Annotated in this window: 17 protein-coding genes and 1 pseudogene; 3 read left to right on the forward strand and 15 right to left on the reverse strand. The window is 64.8% G+C overall.

Features of this window, described 5'->3' with window-relative positions; all coding sequences use genetic code 11:
• Nucleotide 1: 1 nt before the first annotated feature.
• From NKH22_RS24470 to NKH22_RS24540, 15 genes are all read right to left on the reverse strand, one after another.
• Complete coding sequence (locus tag NKH22_RS24470; protein ID WP_352911340.1) at nt 2–1,054, reverse strand: ABC transporter permease; 1,053 nt, start codon at nt 1,052–1,054, stop codon at nt 2–4.
• On the reverse strand, nt 1,054–2,571 hold the full coding sequence (locus tag NKH22_RS24475) for a sugar ABC transporter ATP-binding protein (RefSeq protein WP_352515054.1): 1,518 nt from the start codon (nt 2,569–2,571) through the stop codon (nt 1,054–1,056). The genes NKH22_RS24470 and NKH22_RS24475 overlap by 1 nt, the downstream gene beginning before the upstream one ends.
• Entirely contained in the window at nt 2,568–3,581 is a 1,014-nt protein-coding gene (locus tag NKH22_RS24480) for a LacI family DNA-binding transcriptional regulator (protein ID WP_352911344.1), read from the reverse strand. Before NKH22_RS24480 ends, NKH22_RS24475 begins: the two co-directional genes overlap by 4 nt.
• Before the next feature lie 263 nt (nt 3,582–3,844).
• Complete coding sequence (locus NKH22_RS24485) at nt 3,845–4,309, reverse strand: GFA family protein (RefSeq protein WP_352911347.1); 465 nt, start codon at nt 4,307–4,309, stop codon at nt 3,845–3,847.
• A 31-nt stretch (nt 4,310–4,340) separates the two neighbouring features.
• Nucleotides 4,341–4,877 (reverse strand): isochorismatase family protein, encoded by a 537-nt coding sequence (locus NKH22_RS24490; protein ID WP_352911350.1) that lies wholly within the window; start codon nt 4,875–4,877, stop codon nt 4,341–4,343.
• Between the two features lie 79 nt (nt 4,878–4,956).
• On the reverse strand, nt 4,957–6,966 hold the full coding sequence (locus NKH22_RS24495) for an amidase (protein WP_352911353.1): 2,010 nt from the start codon (nt 6,964–6,966) through the stop codon (nt 4,957–4,959).
• Nucleotides 6,967–7,065: 99 nt separating this feature from the next.
• Complete coding sequence (locus NKH22_RS24500; protein ID WP_352911356.1) at nt 7,066–8,715, reverse strand: SEL1-like repeat protein; 1,650 nt, start codon at nt 8,713–8,715, stop codon at nt 7,066–7,068.
• Complete coding sequence (locus NKH22_RS24505) at nt 8,640–9,095, reverse strand: tetratricopeptide repeat protein (RefSeq protein WP_352911359.1); 456 nt, start codon at nt 9,093–9,095, stop codon at nt 8,640–8,642. Before NKH22_RS24505 ends, NKH22_RS24500 begins: the two co-directional genes overlap by 76 nt.
• Nucleotides 9,096–9,175: 80 nt before the next feature.
• A complete protein-coding gene (locus NKH22_RS24510) occupies nt 9,176–10,783 on the reverse strand; it encodes a WD40 repeat domain-containing protein (protein WP_352754894.1) in 1,608 nt (535 codons plus the stop codon).
• 106 nt (nt 10,784–10,889) lie between these two features.
• Nucleotides 10,890–11,660: an exodeoxyribonuclease III gene (locus NKH22_RS24515; RefSeq protein WP_023693779.1), complete on the reverse strand. Its 771-nt coding sequence runs from the start codon at nt 11,658–11,660 to the stop codon at nt 10,890–10,892.
• Between the two features lie 7 nt (nt 11,661–11,667).
• Nucleotides 11,668–12,312: an alpha/beta hydrolase family protein gene (locus tag NKH22_RS24520; protein WP_352911362.1), complete on the reverse strand. Its 645-nt coding sequence runs from the start codon at nt 12,310–12,312 to the stop codon at nt 11,668–11,670.
• 212 nt (nt 12,313–12,524) lie between these two features.
• Complete coding sequence (locus NKH22_RS24525) at nt 12,525–13,652, reverse strand: tetratricopeptide repeat protein (RefSeq protein WP_352638960.1); 1,128 nt, start codon at nt 13,650–13,652, stop codon at nt 12,525–12,527.
• Nucleotides 13,649–14,554, reverse strand: a complete 906-nt coding sequence (gene ku, locus NKH22_RS24530) for a non-homologous end joining protein Ku (protein ID WP_023685883.1) — start codon at nt 14,552–14,554, stop codon at nt 13,649–13,651. The genes NKH22_RS24525 and ku overlap by 4 nt, the downstream gene beginning before the upstream one ends.
• Before the next feature lie 272 nt (nt 14,555–14,826).
• On the reverse strand, nt 14,827–17,313 hold the full coding sequence (gene ligD / locus NKH22_RS24535) for a DNA ligase D (RefSeq protein WP_352911365.1): 2,487 nt from the start codon (nt 17,311–17,313) through the stop codon (nt 14,827–14,829).
• A 113-nt stretch (nt 17,314–17,426) separates the two neighbouring features.
• Nucleotides 17,427–17,651 carry a hypothetical protein gene (locus tag NKH22_RS24540; protein ID WP_023699154.1) on the reverse strand — a complete coding sequence of 75 codons (225 nt, stop codon included), beginning with the start codon at nt 17,649–17,651 and terminating at the stop codon, nt 17,427–17,429.
• A 44-nt stretch (nt 17,652–17,695) separates the two neighbouring features.
• Here NKH22_RS24540 and NKH22_RS24545 point away from each other — a divergent pair, with 44 nt between their 5' ends.
• The 3 genes and pseudogenes from NKH22_RS24545 to NKH22_RS24555 all read left to right on the forward strand — a co-directional run bounded on the left by NKH22_RS24545 (nt 17,696) and on the right by NKH22_RS24555 (nt 20,413).
• Entirely contained in the window at nt 17,696–18,052 is a 357-nt protein-coding gene (locus NKH22_RS24545; RefSeq protein WP_155921580.1) for a hypothetical protein, read from the forward strand.
• Nucleotides 18,049–19,055 (forward strand): annotated as a pseudogene (locus NKH22_RS24550) (aldo/keto reductase). The gene NKH22_RS24545 and the pseudogene NKH22_RS24550 overlap by 4 nt, the downstream one beginning before the upstream one ends.
• Before the next feature lie 410 nt (nt 19,056–19,465).
• Nucleotides 19,466–20,413 (forward strand): substrate-binding domain-containing protein, encoded by a 948-nt coding sequence (locus NKH22_RS24555; protein ID WP_023673481.1) that lies wholly within the window; start codon nt 19,466–19,468, stop codon nt 20,411–20,413.
• Nucleotides 20,414–20,541: the final 128 nt, after the last annotated feature.

Here is a 20,541-nt window from a genome sequence, read left to right on the forward strand (position 1 = left end):
ACTAACGACCCAACCCCTCGCGGCGGCGAACGAGGGATTGAAGCACTGCCGCCAGGACGATGATCGCGGCGGTCGCGAGCAGCTGCATGGCGGGCGTGATATTGTTGAGCTGCAGGATGTTGGCTAGCGCGCCCAGCATGATGGTTCCGGCGACGGTGCCGACCATCGAGCCGGCGCCGCCAAACAGGCTGGTGCCGCCGATGACCACGGCGGCGATGGCCGTCAGCTCATAGCCCATGCCGTCATTGGCGCTGCCGAAATTGAACTGGCCGGCATGGACGATGCCGGCAAGGGCGGCGGCAAAGCCGGTGATGGCGTAGACCGAGATCTTCACCATCGACACCGGCACGCCGGATATGCGCGCGGCGCGCTCATTGCCGCCGACGGCAAAGACATAGCGGCCAAAGCGCGTGGTGTTGAGGACGATGGTGGCGATCGCGGCAAAGACGACGAAGACCAGCGTCGCCACCGGCACGGTGTTGTTGAACAGCCGCTCGCCCAGCACGGCGAACACCGGCGGCGCCAGGCCTGGCCCTTCGCCATAGGAAATGTTGATGTACTGGTTGCCGGAGACGACCAGCGCCAGGCCGCGCGCGGCCTGCAGGCCAGCCAGCGTGACGATGAACGGCTCCAGCCGGAAGCGCGTCGAGATGGTGCCCTGGATGGCGCCGAAGACGATGCCCAAAGCGAGCACGGCGAGGATGGTGGGGATCAGGCCGAAGCCGCCGGAGATCATCATAGAGGCGGTGACGACGCTGGACAGGCCAAGCACTGCGCCGACCGACAGGTCGATGCCGGCGGTGATGATGACGAAGGTCATGCCGATGGCGATGATGCCGGTCTCCGACACCGCGCGCACGATGTTGGCGATGTTGTCGGGGTTGAGGAACAGGATCTCGCCGTGGCGGCGCGGCGAGAAGATGATGCCGCCGATCGCCACCAGCACCAGGCCGATCAGGCTCTGGAAGCGCACGATGAGCGCCAGCGGATCGCGATGCTTTTGCGCTGCTGCTGTGACTGGGCTTGCTGCCACTGGATTGTTGTCCTGAGACATCAGGCCTCCCTGCCGTTAGCCGCGGCCAGCACCGTGTGCTCGTCGACGCCGCCCAAAAATTCCGCCACATTGCGCCCCTGGCGCAGCACCACGATGCGGTCGCACAGACCGATCAGCTCCGGCATCTCGCTGGACGCCACCAGAATGCCCAGCCCTTGCGCCGCGAGTGCCCTGAGCCGCTGGTAGATCTCGCCCTTGGCGCCGACATCGACGCCGCGTGTCGGCTCGTCGAGCAGCAACAGGCGCGGATTGCCGAGGATTTCTTTTGCCAGCACCACCTTCTGCTGGTTGCCGCCGGACAGTGCGCCGACGGCGATATCAGGGTTCTTCGGCCGGATGTCGAACTGACCGAAGGATTCCTTCACCGCCTCGGCCTGGCGGCGCGGCGAGACCAGCCAGTTCGGCGAGATTCGGGATATGACCGACATCACCAGGTTGAGGCCGACCGCCATGCGCAGCATCAGGCCCGAGCCCCGGCGGTCGTCGGTGACGAATGCGATGCCGGCGTGGCGGGCAGCACTGATCGAATCCAGTTTTACCGGGCGGCCTGATATGGCGACCTCGCCCTCCCAGCGGCCGGACAGGCCGGTGCCGTAGAGGGCGGACAGCAGCTCGGTGCGCCCTGCCCCCATGATGCCGGCAAGACCGACGATCTCGCCTTCATGGACATCGAGCGAAACGCCTTGCGGCGCCTGCCAGCCGGCGCTGTCGCGGGCGAGCTTGAAGCTGGCGTTCCTCAGGCTGAGCAGCGGCTTGCCCGCGGCCTTGGCGCGTTGCGGATAGAGTTCGTCCAGCGGACGTCCGACCAGCAGCCTGACCAGCTCGGCCTGCGGCGCGTGCGGCTCGGTGATGCCGGCGACACGGCCGTCGCGCATTACCGTCACCCGGTCGGCAATGCCGGGCACTTCCTCCAGCCGGTGCGAGATGTAGACGATGCCGACGCCGGTGGCGGCGAGCTTGCGCATGATATCGAACAGCCGCTCGACTTCGCCGACGGTGAGTGCGGCCGTCGGCTCGTCCATGATCAGCACGCGGGAGGCGTAAGACAGCGCCTTGACGATCGCCACCACCTGGCGCTGGCCGATCGACAGATCCGCCACCATGGCGGCCGGATCGATGGCGATCTCGATGGCTTCCAGCCGCTTCTTGGCCTCGCGGCGCATTGCCGGCACGTCGAGGAAGCCGCCCGGACGCATCAATTCGCGGCCGAGGAACAGATTGGCGGCGACATCGAGCGACGGCACCAGGTCGAGCTCCTGGAAGATGGTGGCGATGCCGGCCGCTTGCGCCTCACGCGGGTTGTTGAAACGCACGGGTTTGCCGTCGATCTCGATCGTGCCTTCGTCCGGCGTGTAGACGCCCGACAACAGGTTCATCAGCGTCGACTTGCCGGCGCCGTTCTCGCCGAGCAGCGCGTGGATCTCGCCCGCCTTGAGGTCGAAGTCGACACCGCGCAGCGCCTGCACGCCGCCGAAGCGTTTGACGGCGCCGGTCATCACCAGCAGCGGCGCGGTCATGTTAGCCTCGTGTGGGTCGGCCTCCCGCAGGAGGCGCGCGCCCGCAGCGTCGCCTGCAGCCGCACCGAACGCGGCGCGGAACCGGTCGCCGCGATGCGGGCGCTGAGCAGGGCCGCGGCCTGCCTGCCTATCTCGGTGCAGGGCTGCGCGACTAGCGTCAGGCGCGGTTCGAAACAATCGGCCCATTCGAAATCGTCGAAGCCGGCCAGCGACAGATCGCCCGGAATGGTGAGGCCTTTTTCGCGGATGGCGCGGACGGCTCCGATCGTCGTCATGTTGTTGCCGGTGACCAATGCGGTTGGTGGCGACGGCAGCGACAGGATGGCGTGGGTGGATGCGGTCGCCGCCGCCGTGTCGACATTCTCGGCCGAGAGATAGCGCGGCACGCACTCAAGTCCATTGGCGGCGAGCGAAGCCTGGAACGCCTCGATGCGCTCGCGCGTCGTCGTCAGGCCGGGCTGTCCGGCGATATAGCCGATGCGCTTGTGGCCGAAGGAGGCGACATGGTCGATCAGCGCGCGCATCGACGTTTCGTTCTCGACGCCGATCTGGTCGAAGCGCTGGTCGGCGAAACGGTCGATCAGAACGCATGGCATCTTCTTGTCGGCGAGGTAATCGATGGCGCGCTGCGGCGAGCCCGACGGGGCCAGGATGACGCCGTCGACGCGGCGCTGATGGAAAGCGCGCACCACCTGCAGTTCGCGGTCGGGATCCTCCTGGGTATCCGACAGGAAGACCATCAGCCCGAGCCGTGCGCATTCGGCCTCGACCGCGCAGATGATGTCGGTGAAATAAGGGTTGGAGATCGCCGAGATCGCCAGGCCGACGCTGTTGGTGGTTGAGGCCTTCAGCGAGCGCGCCAGCTCGTTGGGCTGGTAGCCCATGGCGGCAATGGCGTCGTTGATCAGCCTCGCCTTTTCCAGCGAAACGAAGCGCGTGTTGTTGACGACATGCGAGACGGTCGACACCGACACGCCGGCGCGCCGCGCCACTTCAGCCATTGTCGGCAATAAAACTAAGCGCCTGCAAGCGCTCCTCCCTTATGCGTTTCCCATCCGCTCTGATGGCGGATTTCAAGGGAGCTTAGGGCGATCGAAACGTTTGCGCAATCGATTCGATGAAATTTTTAGCGGGGCTTATCTCCCCCCTCGAGGGGGAGATGTCGCCGAAGGCGACAGAGGGGGTCGGTTCGACTAGGCTCGGCCTCATGCGGCAGATGGAGGTTGGCGCTTCACGCGATGCGACCCCCTCTGGCCTGCCGGCCATCTCCCCCTCAAGGGGGGAGATTCGCAGTTTCCGCAAACTCGGCCACCAGCCCCTCATATTCCTCGAAGGCCGGCAGCGCCTCGTAACTGTGCACCGCAGGCGTCGTCGCCCAGGGCAGTTTCTCGCTGGTCCATGTCTCGATGAACGGCGTGAACCAGCCGGGCTCGTCAAGCATGGTGGGGCGCAGATTGACGAACCAGTCGAGCCCTTCGGGGCGCGTGAACATCCAGCTCATGCAATGCGGGCAGAAGTAATGACGCGAGGCGCCGTGCAGCCCGCCGATCACCGGCTCGCCTTGCATGATTTCGAAGCCGTCCGAGGGAATGGCGGCGCTCAGTGAATAGGCGCTGGCCGACATGCGCTGGCAGCCGGTGCAATGACAAGCCATGGTCAAAAGCGGTTTTGCGGAAATCTTGAGCCGCACGCGTCCGCAGCGGCATCCGCCTTCGGCCGGCAAGCTCAGGGTTGGCACGGCAGTCTCCCAGTCTTCAACCGCCGGCGGTTCAGTCGCCCGTCAGCGCCTTCGTCGTCACCAGCGTGACGCCGGCATCGGTGAAGTCCGCATTGTACCGGGCGATGATCTCGGTCGCGGTTTCGCCTTCACAGTCCAGCGTCGAGTGCGCATCGGAAACGACGGTGACGCCGAGGCCTTCGGCCAGGGCGCCCTCAACGGTGCCGGCGATGCAGAAATCGGTTTGCGCTCCGGCAAGCACGACTTCGCCGGCCCCCTGCCCGGCCACCCAGGCGCCAAGCTCGGCATTCGAGAAGGCGTTGCGGACGGTCTTGGAGAATGTCGGCTCGTCCTTGGCCTGGCCGAGTTCCGGCCATACCGGCCAACCCGGCTCGCCGGGCGCCAGCGGATCGCCGGCCGGCCCGTCATGCCTGACGAAAGCAACCTTGCGCCCCTCGCGCCGCGCCCAGTCGATCAGCGAGCAGGTACGCTCGGCTATGCCAGGCGCATCGTGGATCGGCGGCTCGACGCGGCCGTCGAACATGTTGGTCTGGAGGTCGATGACGATGAGGGGAGCGAGGTTTGGCATGGCGAGAAGATAACGCGGGCGATGGGAGGGTCAAGACGGCGAAGCTGCTGATCTCCCCCTTGGGGAGATTACATGTATCTCACCCGATTCCACCCGCGACCACGTAAGCACCAGCCGCGCGCCCATCCTCCAGGCGCACAATCGCCGTAACGATCGAGCCGTAAGCGCCTCGCCACACACTGTGCATTCTTTCATGCTCGCCGGCCGGCACCAGGATGCGACCGTGAAAGCTTGTGCCGCTTCGCTCCATGACAACGGCTTCGCCATTGACGTGAACCTTGAGATCAGCGGTCTCCGCATCGAGTTCAACCGTCACGGCGATCTCGGCCTGGTCTCCTCGCCCCATCGTCTCCGCAACAAGCGTAAGCCTCGGCGCCGGCGCATCGCTGGCCCGTAATCCACCAGGCCGCCCCGCAAACACATCGTCCGGCAATTCCGGCGTGCGCGGCGGGCTGGTGCGGCGCTGGGTGGCGCGCTCGTAGTCGCCGGCGAGGCGCAGCAACTCCGCATCATCATAGGCCTTGCCCGCAAAGGTCAGCCCGACCGGCATGCCGATATCGGCCATCGTTCCCATCGGCACGGTGACGGTCGGGATGCCAAGATGACGCCACACCAGATTGCCATTGGCAACCCAGGTGCCGTTGCGCCAGGCGATTGCTGCAGAGGTCTCGTTGACGTCGGCATCGGCCGGGCCGACATCGGCGACCGCCGGCAGCACGACGGCGTCGAGCCTGTGCTCGTCCAGCCAGTCCTCGAAGTCGATGCGCCGCGTCGCCTCCAATCCCCTCAGACCTTCCGCCAGCGCTGGAATGTCCAGCAATGGCATCACGCCCTGCTTGGCGCTCGTGACGTAGTCGGCCAGATCGAAACCGTCGTCGCCATAGCGGTCCGGCAGCGCGCCCGGCGGCTGCGGGAAAATCTTTGGGCCGTCGACCGCAGCCAGATCGGGGATCGCCGGATCGGCATTGGCGCGCAGGAAATCGTCCCAGCCCCACATGCAGAGATCCCAGATTTCGCGCTCGGCGAAGGCTTCCGGCACCAGCCCGCGTTCGACCATGGTTTTTGTGCCCGGACGGTCGCGCTCATAGTTCGAGACGACGGGGAAATCGACCTCGACCACCTCCGCGCCGAGCTTTTCCAGGTCACGCGCTGCCTGCCGCCAGAGGTCGAGCACCGAGGCGCGGGTCTCGATGGGTTTGGGCGCGCCGCCGTCGCGGCCGATATACATTTTCGGCACGCCGAGGCGTTTGCCTTTCAACGAGCCCTCCAAGGCGAGTGTAGTGTAGCTTGGCGGCCTGAGAGCAGCGCTTTTCGCGATCGACACCCAGGGCTGCGCGCGCCAGAAATCGCCGCGCGTCTCGGTATCGTCGGCGACGATCACGTCGAGCAGCTCCAGCATGTCGGCAATGCCGCGCGTGTGCGGCACCACCACATCCATGGTCGGCACCAGCGGCCAGTTGCCCCTGACCGAAATGACGCCGCGCGACGGCGTGTAGGCGACAAGTGCATTGTTGGACGCCGGCGCGCGGCCGGAAGACCATGTTTCCTCGCCCAGCCCGAAGGCGGCGAAGCTGGCGGCGGTGGCCGTGCCCGAGCCGTTGGACGAGCCGGAAGCGAAGGCGGCGGTCAGGTAATCTGCATTGTAGGGGCTCTCGGCGCGGCCATAGACGCCACGCTGCATGCCGCCATTGGCCATAGGCGGCATGTTGGTCAGCCCGATCAGCACAGCACCACCGGCCCTCAGCCTGGCAATGGTGAAAGCGTCCTCGTTGGCGACGAGATGCTCGAAGGCGGGCGAGCCGGCGGCCACCGTCAGGCCCTTCACCTTATAGCTGTCCTTGGCGGTGTAGGGGATGCCGTCGAGCGGCCCGAGGGTGGCGCCATTGCGCCGCCGCAGGTCGGACGCCGCCGCCTCCTCGAACATTGCCGGGTTAAGCACCGGCACGGCATTGAGCGCAATGCCATGGCGGTCGTAGTGCGCGATGCGCCTGAAATACGCGCCGACCAGCTCGACGCTGGTGACGGTGCCGTCTTCCAACGCGCGCCGCAGATCGGCAATCGAGGCTTCGACGATGTGGAGGTTGGGCATGGGATTCTCGAGGTGCAGCGGCAAATGAGTCTTCGCATCGTGCGATGCGAGTGTCACGCCTCAAACGGAAGGCGTGACGGCGACGCTTATGCACTCGGCTCACAGCATCTTGCTGTCGAGCTGGCCGTTTTCCTTCATCAGGTCGAGATAGGTCTTGGCGCCGGAACTGCCGTGGCCTGCCGCCTTGAAGAACCATTTGGCGGCTTCCTTGTAGTTTGGTTTCCCATCGACGCCGCGGTAGTAGAGCGAGCCCAGACTGAACTCGGCATCGACGCTGCCGGCCTTTGCGGCTTCCAGCCACCAGGACTCGGCAGCCTTGTCGTCTCTGGCAATGCCCACGCCGTTGGCCGAGGCATACGCTAAGGCTAGCTGGGCATCGACATTTCCCTGCCGCGCCGCCTTGAGCCACCAGCCCGCCGCATCCGCACTGCTTTGCGCAACGCCAACACCCTCGGAATAGGCTGTGCCGAGCGCTTTCTGCGCGAATGCATTGCGCTGGTCGGCGGCTTTGCGCCAGAGCCTTGCCGCCTGAACGGGGTCCTTCGTTACGCCTAGACCATCCCAATACAGTCCACCGAGAGCGAACTGCGCCAGGTCATTGTCCTTGTCGGCAGCCTTGCTCAGCCACTCGAATGCCTGCCTTTCATCCTTCCCGACGCCCTGCCCGTCCCGATACACGACCCCGACATTATACTGCGCTACCACATGGCCTTGGACAGCAGCCTTCATCCACCATCGGAAGGCCAGATCATTGTCTTGCGCAACGCCGCGGCCCTGGCTGTAGAGGATACCAAGCAGATATTGAGCGTCGGCGTTTCGCCCGTCGGACGCCTTTTGCGCCCAAGTCGCGGCCGACGCATCGTCCCGTCCCACGCCTTCGCCGAGCGAATACGCCCGGGCCAGATTGGCACCGGCTTCGGCATTCCCCGCTTCCGCGGCCTTGCGCCACCAATAGACCGCCTGCTCGGCGCTCTTCTCGACGCCTTGGCCCATCGAATAATATCCGCCCAGATTCGACTGGGCGAACACAAAGCCCTGATTGGCGGCCTTGCTCATCCACGCAAACACCTGGCCGTCGTCCCTAGGGGTGCCTTTTCCCTGGCCATAAGCGGCCGCCACCGCGTATTGCGCTTCTGTCAGACCGGTGGTTGCGGCCTTCATCCACCACCCGAACGCAAGGCGGTCATCCTGCTCAACGCCGTGGCCCCGCGAATACAAAGTGCCCAGCAAAGCCTGGGCATTCGGCTCACCCAGATCGGCTGCCTTTCTCACCCACACTATGGCGGCCTGATCATCCTTCTTGACGCCTTGGTTACGATAGTAGGCGCGTCCGAGACAGAAAGCGGCCTCCAGGCTTCCTTGGTCAGCCGCCTTGCGCCACCATGAGGCAGCCTGCTCGAAGCTTTGCGCAACACCCCGACCCTGCGCATACAGGACGCCGAGGGCGTACTGAGCGTTCGCATTGCCCTTGTCGGCTGACTGCCTGGAAAACTTCAACGCCAGTTGATCGTTTCTTTCGACCCCTTGGCCATTTAAATAGACTTGGCCGAGAGAATATTCAGCCTCCCCGCTCCCCTGATCGGCCGCCTTGCGCCACCAATAGAGCGCCTGCTCATAACTTTGCGCGACCCCTTGGCCCTGCCAGTACAACACGCCGAGCTGGTACTGCCCATTCATGTTGTCTTTATCGGCGGCCTTTCGTGAGAAACTCTCGGCAAGCCGACTGTCCTTTTCAACGCCCCTGCCCATAAGGTAGGCCGACCCAGTGCTGCTATGGCTTCCGCATTGCCGCCATCGGCGGATTTCTTCCACCAATACACCGCCTGGCTGTCGTTCTGAGCCACGCCCTCACCGCGCCAGTACAGCGCACCAAGCTGGCCTTTTGCGTCAACATTGCCAGCGTCCGCCATGATCTTCATTTGACGGAATACCTCGGCATAATCCTTTGCCTGGAGAGCCGCTGCACCCTTTTGTGCCGCTGACCACTGCACATAGTAATTTCGGCCAGGACCGAGCAGCACAAAAGCCGCCAGCAACACCAGAACGACGGTAAGGACCCCTCGGCGACGCGACTTGGGCGGGCTGTAGACAGGTGTATCCACTTTGGGCGCCCAGTCGTTGTTGCTCACCGTCCCCAATCCATTTGCAGCCACCAGTAATCCTTAGCGCAAGCCAGGCCGTTCTGGAATATCCAAAGCATTTGATGTCGCTACTGCGGTGCGCCGGCGAACAGGATTTCGCCATCGCCGCCAGCCGCCGGCCAATCCCTGATGGTGCGATCGTCGCCGCCGGTGACCAGTGTGCCGTCGGTGGCGAAGGCAACGGCGTAGATCGGGCCGGTGCGGCTGTCGAACATGGCGATCTGGCCGCCGGTGCCGACATCCCACAGCCGCGCCGTGCCGTCGAGCGAGCCGGAGGCCAGGCGCTTGCCGTCGGCCGACAGCGCCAGCGTATAGACGGTGCCTTCGTGACCCTCGAAGCGGCGCAATTCCCTAAACGTGTCGAGGTCCCAGAGCTTGATCGTGTAGTCGCCGCTGCCGGTGACGACATGATGGCCGTCGGCGGTGAAGACGGCCCCGTAAGTGCCCTGCTCGTGGCCGTGCCAGCTGCGCAATTGCTTGCCGCTTTCGACGTCCCAGAATTTCAGCGTGCCGTCGATGGAGCCGCTCAGCGCGCGCGTGCCGTCGGGCGAAATTGCGACCGTGCTGATCGGCCAGTCATGTCCGGTCATCACATGCAGCACCGATTTGTTGACGAGATCCCAGACGATGACGTTGCCGGTGTCGTGGCCACTGACGGCGCGCTTGCCGTCCGGGCTGATCGCCAGCTTACGCACGCCGCCATTCGCGCCCGACGAGAAGACATGCAGCACCGCGCCGTCGGCAAGCTTTCGCAGCACGATCTCGCCATCGTCGCCGGCGGTCAGCGCGGTTGCGCCGTCGGGCATGAACAGCGCCGTGCGCGCCATGTCCTTGTGTTCACCAAGGTTGCGGATCAGCCGCTTGCCGGCGATGTCCCAGAGCTTGATCATGTGGTCGGTGCTGGCGCTCATGACGTCGCGGCCATCGGCCGAGACGGCGAGCCAGACGACGGCGTCGCGGTGGCCGTCGGGCTCGGTCGGCAGCGCCGGCGGAGGCGGCGGCAACGGCGCGACGGTCTGAGGTGGCGTGGCCGGAGCCGGCGGTGGAGCAGTCTCCGGTGGCGGTGTCGCCGGAGCGAGTGCGACTTGTGGCGGCTGAGGGGGAGCAGCCGGAGGCGTAGGCTGCGCCGGCTCGGGCGGTTTGGCTGCCTGCACCGGCGGAGTTGGCTCGGGCGGCATGGTGACCTGCGGCGAACTCGGCGGGGCCGGTGGCGTCGCCAGGGCCGGCGGGACACCGTCGATGCCCTGGTTCTTCGGCTCGGCTTTGGGTTCGTTCGGGGCGGCCACCTCAGCGCCCGGGCCGGCGTCACGCGCCCAAGGGAAGTGGTCGGCCAGCAGCGCCAACACGGCGAGCACCGGCAACATGAGGAAGGCGCGCCGCAGACCGGGGCGGCCCTTTGGGTCGATCTCGGCGTCGCGGCCAAAAAGCGGCGTTCCAGCAGGCTGGCTTCGCCGACCCGGCAGCAGTCCGGCCCAGAACAACAGGGCGCCAAGCAGGCAAAGCCCGCCGACGGTCAGGAACACCACGGGCTGCAGCGTGGCTGGGCCGTGCAGCATGTGGTCGATCCCGCTCCAGCTGAAATCTCTGTCGCCGAGCAGCAGATACGCCCGCACCAGACAAGCCAAAGCGGCCGCCAGCAGCGGAAGCGCAAACAGCCTTTCGGCCAACCTGTCCATCGGACTCCCCCTCCGGTGCCGCACCTTGCTCATCATGCGGCCGCCGCAGCGAAACAAATAGCGCAAAACTGCGCCCACGAAAGTGGGCGCGATCACGCAGCCAAATTCACTTCAATTCGACCCATACCGGCGCGTGGTCGCTGGCGCCGTCCTCACCTCTGACATCGCGGTCGATGCCGGCAGCGGTGAGGCGGCGCGCCAGTTTCTTCGACAGCAAGATGTGGTCGAGCCGCAGCCCGGCATCGCGCAGCCAGCGGTTGCGGCGATAATCCCAGAATGTGTAGAGCGTTTCCTTCGGATGCTTCTTGCGGAGCGCATCGGTCCAGCCCTGCTCGAGCAGACGCTGGAACGACGCCCGGCTTTCCGGCTGCACCAGCGCGTTGTCGTCATAGGAGCGGGTGGCGTAGATGTCGCGCGGCTCGGGCACGATATTGTAGTCGCCGACCAGCGCCACCGGCAGGCCAGTGTCGAAGAGTTCTGCGGCATGCGCCTCCAGCCTTTCATGCCAGGCCAGCTTGTACTGGAATTTCGGCCCCGGCTGCGGGTTGCCGTTGGGCGCGTAGACACAGGCGATGACGATGCCGTTCACGGCCGCCTCGATGTAGCGGCTCTGCTTGTCGGCGGTATCGCCGGGCAGGACGTCACAGGTCAGCACCGGCTCGGACCCGCGCGCGAGTATCGCGACGCCATTCCAGGTCGGTTCGCCCTTCCACACCGCGCCATAGCCGGCCGCCGCAAGCGCCGTGCGCGGAAACTGCAGGTCGCGCGCCTTCAGCTCCTGCAGGCAGACGACATCGGGCTTGGCTGCCGCCAGCCACGCCAGCAGGTTTTGCAGCCGGCTGTTGACGTTGTTGATATTGAAGGTGGCGATTTTCATTTGGCGATCAGGAAACGATCCGCCCTGTCCACGCCTTCACCGTCCCGGCCAGCGTCTTCAAATGATCGGCGGTCGAAAAACCCGACACGCTCTTGCGCGGCTTCAGGTCGTGGTCGCCATCCTCCAGCCAGATCACCTCGATGGCTTTGGAAAGGCCGTAGGTCGCGACCTCTTCTTTCGTGCCGAACTCGTCGCGGGTGCCCTGGAAGATCAGCGTCGGCGTCTTGAGGTCGGCGAGATGTTTTGTCCTGAGTTGCTCGGGCTTGGCCGGCGGATGAAAGGGATAGCCGAGGCAGATGAGGCCCGAAATCTCGCCCTTGGCGAACATCTCGTCGGCGACCATCGAGGCGACGCGCCCGCCCATCGACTTGCCGCCGATGATGAGCGGACCAGCGACGCCCCTCGCCCTCAGATCGGCGATGGCCTTGATGTATTCCGGGTCGACCGTCTCGGCGCGCGGTGGCGGCTTGCGCTGGCCATAGCGGCGGGCCGCCATATAGTGAAATTCGAAGCGCGCGACCTGGAAGCCGGCGGTGGCCAGCGCCTTGGCGGTGGCGGTCATCGAAGGCGAATCCATCGACGCGCCGGCGCCGTGGGCTAGCAAGATGGTGACCGCGGCGGTTTCGTTACCGTCGAAGAGGAAGGCGGTCATGGGGTGAGCTGCCAGTAAAGGCCGAGTTCCTTCGCGCCCCCCTCTGTCCTGCCGGACATCTCCCCCTCAAGGGGGGAGATTGGCAGTTTCAGCGCCTCACGGACCTCGCGACGATAGTGATTGGCGAAAGCGATGGCGACATCCAATCTCCCCCCTTGAGGGGGAGATGGCCGGCAGGCCAGAGGGGGGCGCTCAAGCGCTGCCATTGCGCCCTACCCCGCCGTCCGTGCCAATTGCAAATCGACGAACTGTATCCCCTTTTGCGCCATGCGGGCCCATTCGCTATCCGCGTCGAGTTCGAGATAGCGCACCCAGTGGCGGCGGGCTTCAGCCAGATTGCCGGCGTCGAATTCCAGTCGGGCGAGGTTGAACACTGGATCGGCATAAGTCCTGTCGAGCGTGATCGCTTTTTGCAGATGCCGGCGCGCCGAGGCGATCTTGCCTTCGTCGCTCATCAGCCCGGCGAGGTTGAACCAGGCCTCGACGAACGCCGGATCGAGCTTGATCGCTCTTGCATAGTCGTGCGCCGCGTCGGCCACGCGACCGGCGCCACGCAAGCAATTGGCGCGGTTGAACGCGGCGATGGCGTCGCTCGGATCGATGCTGAGGCAGCGTTGGTAGAGCGCCGCGGCATCGTCGTGCCGGCCCTCCTCTTCCGCGCTTTCAGCCTCGGCGAACAATTCTTCCAGCGTGTCGTCGCCGGCTGCGCTTGCGCTGCCGAGATCGAACAGCAGCTGACCGTCGAGTTCGCTCTGGCCATCCTCGAGATAGATCTGATCGGGCCGGCCATGCTGCGAGCCGACATTGAGCGATTTGGCGGTGAGCGAAGCGACCGGACCGGAGCGATGCACGGAGCGCGCGATCGCGCCCCAGGATGCACCGCCGGCGACCAGCCCGGCATATTTGCGGGCAAGGATCAGATCGCGGAACGAGTAGGGTTCACAATCGTGCTCGAAGGCGTCGAACAGGCTGAGCAGGTCGAGGTCGGCACCGGACAGTCTGGACTGGTCGACGAGAGACTGCCTGGACAGCGAAGACGCCTCCGGCGCCTTCATCAGACCAAGCAGGCGCAGGAAGCCATTTTCGCTAAGGAGTGTTCGGCCAGCGGAGCCCTCGGCTGCAACCCGGCGCTCGATCTCGGCATCGCCGCCCTTCGCCGTGCCGGCCTTGGCGATCAGCGTTCGGCCGAACACAACATGGCTGGTGCGCCTGGTGACGCCGCGCCGCAACTGGCCGTGCTGACGCTCCACCTCACGGGCCGCGAGCCGCAGCGGAAATGCCGCCAGCGCGCCGATGGCGCCGAAGACGGCGCCCGGGATTATACCGGTCGGCGCCGTCACCCCTTGCTCTTGCCGACGGCCTTGAGCAGATTGGCCTTCAACGGGTTTTCCTTGGCCGCACCCGCCTTACCCTTGGCGGCAGGTTTTTCAGCGTCGTCGGCCTTGCTCTTCGACTTGGCCGGCGGCTTGGCTGATTGCGACAGGCTCGCCTTCAACGCGTCCATGAGGTTGATGACATTGCCACGCTCGGGCGCCGCCGCAATGATCGGCTTATGGCCCTTCAGTTTCTCGCGGATCATTGTCATCAGCGCGATCTCGTAGCGGTCCTCATAATTCTTCGGATCGAAGGTGGTTTCCTTCTGCTTGATCAGCGCTTCGGCCAATTGCAGCATTTCGGGATCCGGCTTGCCAGCCGGGATGTTGCCGAAATATTCAGCCGTGCCGCGCACTTCGTTCGGGTTCCTCAACGTACACACGAACATGCCGTTCTCGCGCGCGCCGATCGTCACCACGCGCTCGCGGCTGGACAGGACAAGGCGGGCAATGGCCAGCTTGCCGGATTTGCGCATTGCCTCGCGCAGCACGGCGAAGGTTTCCTCCGCCATGGCGCCATCCGGCGCCATGTAGTACGGCGCATCCTGATAAATGACGTCGACCTCGTCTTCGTCGACGAAGGCCTCGATGTTCATCGTGTGATTGGATTCGATGCGCACTGCTTCGAGGTCGGCCTCATCGATGATGATGTACTGCTTGTCCTCGTATTCGTAACCCTTGACCAGGTCCGCGCGCTCGACGAGGCCGAGTTCAGGGTCGACCGGCTTCATGTTGATGCGGTTGTGGGTCTTCTTGTGCAATTGGTTGAACGATATGCGCTCGCTGGTCGTCGTTGCCGGATAGAGCCGGACCGGACAGCTGACGAGGCTGAGCTTGAGGTAACCTTTCCAACTTGCCCTGGGCGCCATGATACTCTCCTACGCGGCCACGCACTGACATTTCAGACTGAGCATGATCTTAACCGAAAACCGTTCCCACGTTTCGGGATCATGCTTACTGCAGCGCTTCGTCCAAAGGACGAATGGTGCTGCGGAAATCCTACACCGACCGGGCACGATACAGGCAAATCCCTAGCGAAATCTTCCAGTCGCCCTGAAGGTCCAAGGCCGAGAATAATTCAAATTGTCCGAAGCGTCGATGGACTTGGGTTCCTCGCCCCCATGAAATGGGGAGAAAAACCTTATTTGAAGGCCGGCAAATCCCTCGCGAAATCCTCCATGTCCGCCCAGGGGTCGCCCGAGGTCGCCAACAACCCCGGCAGCGAGGAATAGTTCAGATCCTGCGGCGCATCGATCGTCTCAAGGTCGCTCCAGTTCACCGGCGTCGACGCCGGCAGGTTGGTGCGGGCGCGCAGCGAATAGGGCGCCGCGGAGGTGTGGCCGCGCGCGTTGCGGTGGTAGTCGATGAAGATGCGGCGCTTCCGGTTTTCCTTGCCCATTGTGGTGGTGAAAGTGTCGGGCGCCGTGGCCGCCAGATGCGTGGAGATGGCGCTGGTAGCCTGGTGCAGCTTCTTCCAGTTCTGCTTTTGCGTCACCGGCACGGTTATGTGGATGCCGCCGCCGCCGGATGTCTTGGCGAACGGCACCAGGCCGAGCCGTTCCAATTCGCCCTTGATGTGGACGGCGGCCTCGACCACCTCGCGCCAGGCGATGCCCTCACCCGGATCGAGATCGAAAACGATCTGGTCGGGCTTGTCGAGGTTCAAGCGATGCGTGCCCCAGGTGTGGAACTCGACGACGCCGAACTGCGCCAGCGCCAGATAGCCTTTTGCTCCCTCGACCGACAGATAGGATTTGGTTTCACCTTCGGAGTTGGTGGCGTCAAAAGTGACCACCGAGGGCGGCATGCCGGTGAAGGCGTGGCGCTGGAAGAAACAGTCCTTCGGCAGGCCCGTCGGGCAGCGCACCAGCGACACCGGGCGGCCCATAATGTGCGGCAGCATGAAATCGCCGACCAGCGCGTAATAGACGGCGATGTCGAGTTTGGTCGGCCCGGTCTTGCCGAACAGCCGCCGCTCCGGATTGGTCACCCATATGGTGGCGAGATCGGCTTCGGCGATCAGCCGCTTGCGCTTCGGCGACACCGGCGTCGACAGGCCGACATCCCTGAGGCCGCGAAACACACCGTGGCGCAGCGAATTGTCGGCCGTGCGGTTGGCGTAGTGGATGCGGGCCGACAGCATCGGCCGCACCCATTTCATCTCGCGCATGATCTCGCGCGGCACACCCTCGGGTGCTGTCGCGCCGTCGCGCAGCGGCTGCAGCCGGGCCAGCAAGTCGCCCGCCGTCGCGGCATCGAAGCCGGTGCCAACCTTGCCGCGATAGTGCAGTTCGCCATCCGCGAATTCCGCCATGCCGAGTGCGGCCAGTCCTTCGGCGGCGTCGGAGACGGTATAGCCGGCGATGATGAAATCGCCGGTCTCCAGCGCCTTGACCTTGGTCCAGCTCTTGGTGCGGCCGCTCTGGTAGATGGCGTTGGCGCGCTTGGAGACGACGCCTTCCAGCCCAAGAATCGAGGCCTGATCGTAAAGCCCCTGTCCGTCGCCTTCGACATGGTCGCTCAGCTGGATGGCGGAGTTGGCGCCCTGCCCGGCTAGCAGTTCGGCGAGCAGGGCCTTGCGGTTTGCGAGCGGCGCCTTGCGGAGGTCCCAGCCGTCGAGATGCAGCAGGTCGAAGGCATAGAAATGGAGCTTGCTGCCCGCACCCGCCGACAGCGCATCCTGCAGCAGCGCGAAACGCGAGATGCCCTTCTCGTCCAGCACCATGATCTCGCCGTCGATGATCGCCTGGCTGAGGGGCAGCCGGGCGAATGCCTGCGGCAGGTCGCCGTAACGCCTCGTCCAGTCGATGCCGCCGCGGGTGATCAGCCTGACCTCGCCATCGGCGATATGCGCCATGGTACGGTAGCCGTCGAATTTTATTTCGTGCAACCAGAGTTCACCTGTGTCTTCCACTGGCCCACCCGGTGGCTTCGGCACCTGCGTGGCGAGCTGCGGCTCGATGCGCGACGGCGGATCGCCCCTGATCGCGCCGGGCAGTGCACCGGGTTTCAGCGCGCCGGGTTTTGGCGGCAGCCGCGCCGGCTTTTTCGGCGGCGCCACCAGCTCCTCGATGCGCTTGCCGGTCTTCACGCTTTCCGGCCGCGCTTCCAGAATGTCGAGGCTGGTGTCGGAGGCGAGGTCGCGCTCCTTGAACAGCAGCCAGTTTTTCTTCTCGCTGTCTTCGCCGGGCTTGGGCTTCAGACGGGTCAGCATCCAGCCGCCATTCAACTTGTCGCCGGCCAGCCGGAACTTGAAGGCGCCGGTGCGCAGGCTCTTGTCGACATCGTCCATCGGCGCCCAGGTGCCGGTGTCCCAGACGATCATCGGCCCGCCGCCATATTCGCCTTCGGGAATGACGCCCTCGAAGTCAATATATTCGAGCGGATGGTCCTCGGTCTCGACCGCCAGCCTTTTGTCGGCAGGGTTGAGCGAGGGGCCGCGCGGCACCGCCCAGCTTTTCAGCACGCCGCCGACCTGCAGGCGCAAATCGTAATGGTCGGCGGTGGCGTGATGCTTGTGGACGACGAAGCGGTTGCCGTCGCCTGAAATGAGCCCGCCCGCCGGTTCCGGCGTCTTCGTAAATTCGCGCTTGGCGCGATAGGCCTTGAGTGTTGGCGGGGTTGGCATGGGTCAGGCGGGAGCGGCGGCGGACGAAGCTTCCCTGCGCCGTGTTCCTGCACAGTGCTGTCCCGCCAACATTTCAAATTTCCCAGCGCGGTGCGAAGGAACGGCGTTCACACTCAATCGTCGGTGGCCGGCGTCAGGTCTAGCTCGGCCGGGGACAGCCCTTGCTGGAGCTGGCTCAGCCGGAACTCGTCGACCCAGTAGGCCTCGCCGTCGACCAGCACGCGGGCCGAGTAGACGCCGCCGGAAAAGCTTTGCGCGGTGACGTAGACCTTGTGGCGGTCGAGCGCCTTGCGCACCGCGGCGCGCTTGGAATTCTGGCTGGTGACGGAACTGGCCATGGCTCACTCATACACAAGCCGCCCGGCATGGCGGCGGCATAAGGATGCTGGAGATCGGCCGCTCTGTCAATTTTGACCGCCTGCTTCTGGCAGCGCTACGATCCGACGGCAGCAAAAAACCGCTGCGCCTCGGCAGCGGACTTTGCAATGGCGACGACAATATTCGGTTAGTGGTCCGAAGGAATTATGAGCGCGGTGACGCGCGAGAGCTGCTGACGCCGGTTCAGCGTCGGCTTCTCGTAGATCTTCTTCATTGGTATCCCATGGCCCCCAATGGCCGCCGGCAAAGGCGCTTGCGGCTGGGTTTTGTCAAGGGAAGCGCTGTTCTTCCGCCGAACAGCTATGGAAACTGGAGGAGCGGCCGCTATAGTTTTCCTCAGCCCCAAGGAGAACGGCAATGACCCTCAGCACCCGCAAACTCGGCAGCCAGGGGCTGCAGGTCTCGGTGATCGGCCTCGGCTGCATGGGCATGAGCCAGTCCTACGGCCCTGCCGACGAGGCGGAATCGATCGCCACCCTGCACCGAGCCATCGAACTCGGCTGTACCTTCCTCGACACGGCGGAAGTCTACGGCGCCTATGCCAATGAAGAACTGCTCGGGCGGGCGCTGAAGGGCCGGCGCGATGAGGTGACCCTTGCCACCAAATTCGGCTTCCGCATCGAAAACGGCAGACAGGTCGGCACGGAGCGTGACAGCCGGCCCGACCATATCCGCGAGGCGCTGGAGGGCTCGCTGAAGCGGCTCGGCACCGACCATATCGACCTTTACTACCAGCATCGCGTCGATCCGGCGGTGCCGATGGAAGACGTCGCCGGCACGGTCGGCCGGCTGGTTGCCGATGGCAAGGTGCGCTTCTTCGGCCTGTCGGAAGCGGGCGCGGCGAATATCGGCCGTGCGCATGCCGTGCACCCTGTCTCGGCGCTGCAGAGCGAGTATTCGCTTTGGGAGCGCAATCTGGAGCCGGAGATCATCCCGCTGCTCAAAAAGCTCGGCATCGGCCTGGTGCCGTTCGCGCCGCTCGGCCGCGGTTTCCTCGCCGGCGACGTCAAGCGCGCCGAGGATTATCCGGAAGGCGATTTCCGCCGCGGCGACCCCCGCTACCAGGGCGCCAACTACGACGCTAATGTCGCGGCTGCGGCTGCGGTGCAGGAGGTGGCCGCGGCCAAAGGGGCAAAGCCCGCACAGATCGCGCTGGCCTGGGTGCTCGGCAAGGGCGACGGTTTCGGCATTGACATCGTGCCGATCCCGGGGACAAAGCGGCGCAAGTATCTGGAGGAAAATGTTGCTGCGGCCGCGATCACGCTCGAGCGGCCGAGATAGCTGCGCTCGATGCAGCCCTTGCGCCGGGCAAGGTCTCAGGGCCGCGCTACAATGAGCGGGTGATGACGACGATCGATCGGTAGAGGCGTCTAAGCTGCCAATCTCCCCCCTCGTGGGGGAGATGCCTGGCAAGGCAGAGGGGGGGGGCGCGAAGGATCGCCCGCATCAAGTATTCTGCGTAGAGGTTAGCTCAAAGATGTAAGTGAAATTGGCCAATGTCGGCGGGACAGCGCCCCCCTCTGTCCTGCCGGACATCTCCCCCACAAGGGGGGAGATTAGCAGTTTCAGCCCCTCGCCTCACCTTGCGTAATCGATTTTCCTTGGCTAGCATCCTCGGGTCGGCGCCGTGCGGAGGAGAACGTTGCGGCGGACCGGCTGGAGCGCCTCGCGTCCCCTCGGGGCGTTCACAGGACACTCCATTTTTGAATTGACGCAAGGACCGTCCCGAGCCGCTCCCGGTTTCGGGCTCCTGCGTTCATGTGGAGGATATCTGATGAACAGACGCGAATTCCTGTTGTCGACCGTGGCGACCGGCGCCATGGCGCTGGCCGCGCCCATGGCCTTTGCCGCCGACAAATTGACCATATTGGGCTCGGTGCCCAATCTCGGCTTTCCGTTCTTTGTGCACATGCTGAACGAGATCAAGGCGGAGGCGCAGGCGCAAGGCGTCAATCTGACCGAGAGCGACGGCCAGAACTCGGCGCCGAAGCAGACCGCCGACATCGAGGCCGCACTTGTGCAGAAGGTCAACGCCATCGTGATTTCGCCGCTTGACGTCAACGCGCTGGCGCCGGCGATCGAGGAAGCGGTCAAGGCCGGGGTTCCCGTGGTCACTATCGACCGCCGCGTTGACGGCGTCGAGGGCATTCTGGCCCATGTCGGCGCCGACAATGTCAAGGGCGGCGAGGCCGAGGCGCAGGCCATGGTGGCGGCGTTCCCCAACGGCGCCAAGCTGTTCCATTTGCAGGGCCAGCCGGGTGCCGGGCCCGCGATCGACCGCAACAAAGGCGTCCACAATGTGCTCGATCCGCTCAAGGACAAGTACCAGATCATCTTCGAGCAGACCGCTAATTTCGCCCGCGCCGAAGCGCTGTCGGTGACCGAGGCCGGGCTTGCCGCCAACGGCAAGCCGGACGCCATCATCTGCGCCAATGACGACATGGCGCTCGGCGCGCTCGAAGCCTGTGCCGCGCGCAACTTCACCGACGTCAAGATCTACGGCTTCGACGCGCTGCCGGAAGCGCTGGTCGCCGTGCGCGACGGCAAGCTCGCCGGCACGGTCGAGCAGTTCCCCGGCGAACAGTCGCGCAAGGCGGTGCAGATCGCGGTCGCCTTTGCCAGGGACAAGACCGAGCCGAAGGAGAAGCTGGTGCTGTTGACGCCAATCGTCATCGGCAAGGATAATCTCGACAAGGCGGAGAGGTTGAACGAGACGAAGTGAGAGTAAGGCCCATGACGGGTGGAGGTCGCGCTCTGTCGCGCCCCCCTCTGTCCTGCCGGACATCTCCCCCACTTGGGGGGAGATTGGCCGTCACGTCTGTTTTCGCCAATCGCCAACGTTGTAAAAAA

The sequence above is a fragment of the Mesorhizobium sp. M1252 genome, assembly GCF_040318265.1.
In the GTDB taxonomy this organism is placed as follows: Bacteria; Pseudomonadota; Alphaproteobacteria; order Rhizobiales; family Rhizobiaceae; genus Mesorhizobium.

Bases quoted from the DNA above. Each gene is read 5' to 3' on its own strand.
- NKH22_RS24490 (WP_352911350.1), bottom strand. From the start codon at position 4,877: ATGCCAAACCTCGCTCCCCTCATCGTCATCGACCTCCAGACCAACATG.
- NKH22_RS24500 (WP_352911356.1), bottom strand. From the start codon at position 8,715: ATGGGCAGGGGCGTTGAAAAGGACAGTCGGCTTGCCGAGAGTTTCTCA.
- NKH22_RS24520 (WP_352911362.1), bottom strand. From the start codon at position 12,312: ATGACCGCCTTCCTCTTCGACGGTAACGAAACCGCCGCGGTCACCATC.
- ligD (WP_352911365.1), bottom strand. From the start codon at position 17,313: ATGCCAACCCCGCCAACACTCAAGGCCTATCGCGCCAAGCGCGAATTT.
- NKH22_RS24555 (WP_023673481.1), top strand. From the start codon at position 19,466: ATGAACAGACGCGAATTCCTGTTGTCGACCGTGGCGACCGGCGCCATG.
- NKH22_RS24475 (WP_352515054.1), bottom strand. From the start codon at position 2,571: ATGACCGCGCCGCTGCTGGTGATGACCGGCGCCGTCAAACGCTTCGGC.
- NKH22_RS24515 (WP_023693779.1), bottom strand. From the start codon at position 11,660: ATGAAAATCGCCACCTTCAATATCAACAACGTCAACAGCCGGCTGCAA.
- NKH22_RS24545 (WP_155921580.1), top strand. From the start codon at position 17,696: ATGCTGGAGATCGGCCGCTCTGTCAATTTTGACCGCCTGCTTCTGGCA.
- NKH22_RS24495 (WP_352911353.1), bottom strand. From the start codon at position 6,966: ATGCCCAACCTCCACATCGTCGAAGCCTCGATTGCCGATCTGCGGCGC.
- NKH22_RS24540 (WP_023699154.1), bottom strand. From the start codon at position 17,651: ATGGCCAGTTCCGTCACCAGCCAGAATTCCAAGCGCGCCGCGGTGCGC.
- NKH22_RS24510 (WP_352754894.1), bottom strand. From the start codon at position 10,783: ATGGACAGGTTGGCCGAAAGGCTGTTTGCGCTTCCGCTGCTGGCGGCC.
- NKH22_RS24470 (WP_352911340.1), bottom strand. From the start codon at position 1,054: ATGTCTCAGGACAACAATCCAGTGGCAGCAAGCCCAGTCACAGCAGCA.
- ku (WP_023685883.1), bottom strand. From the start codon at position 14,554: ATGGCGCCCAGGGCAAGTTGGAAAGGTTACCTCAAGCTCAGCCTCGTC.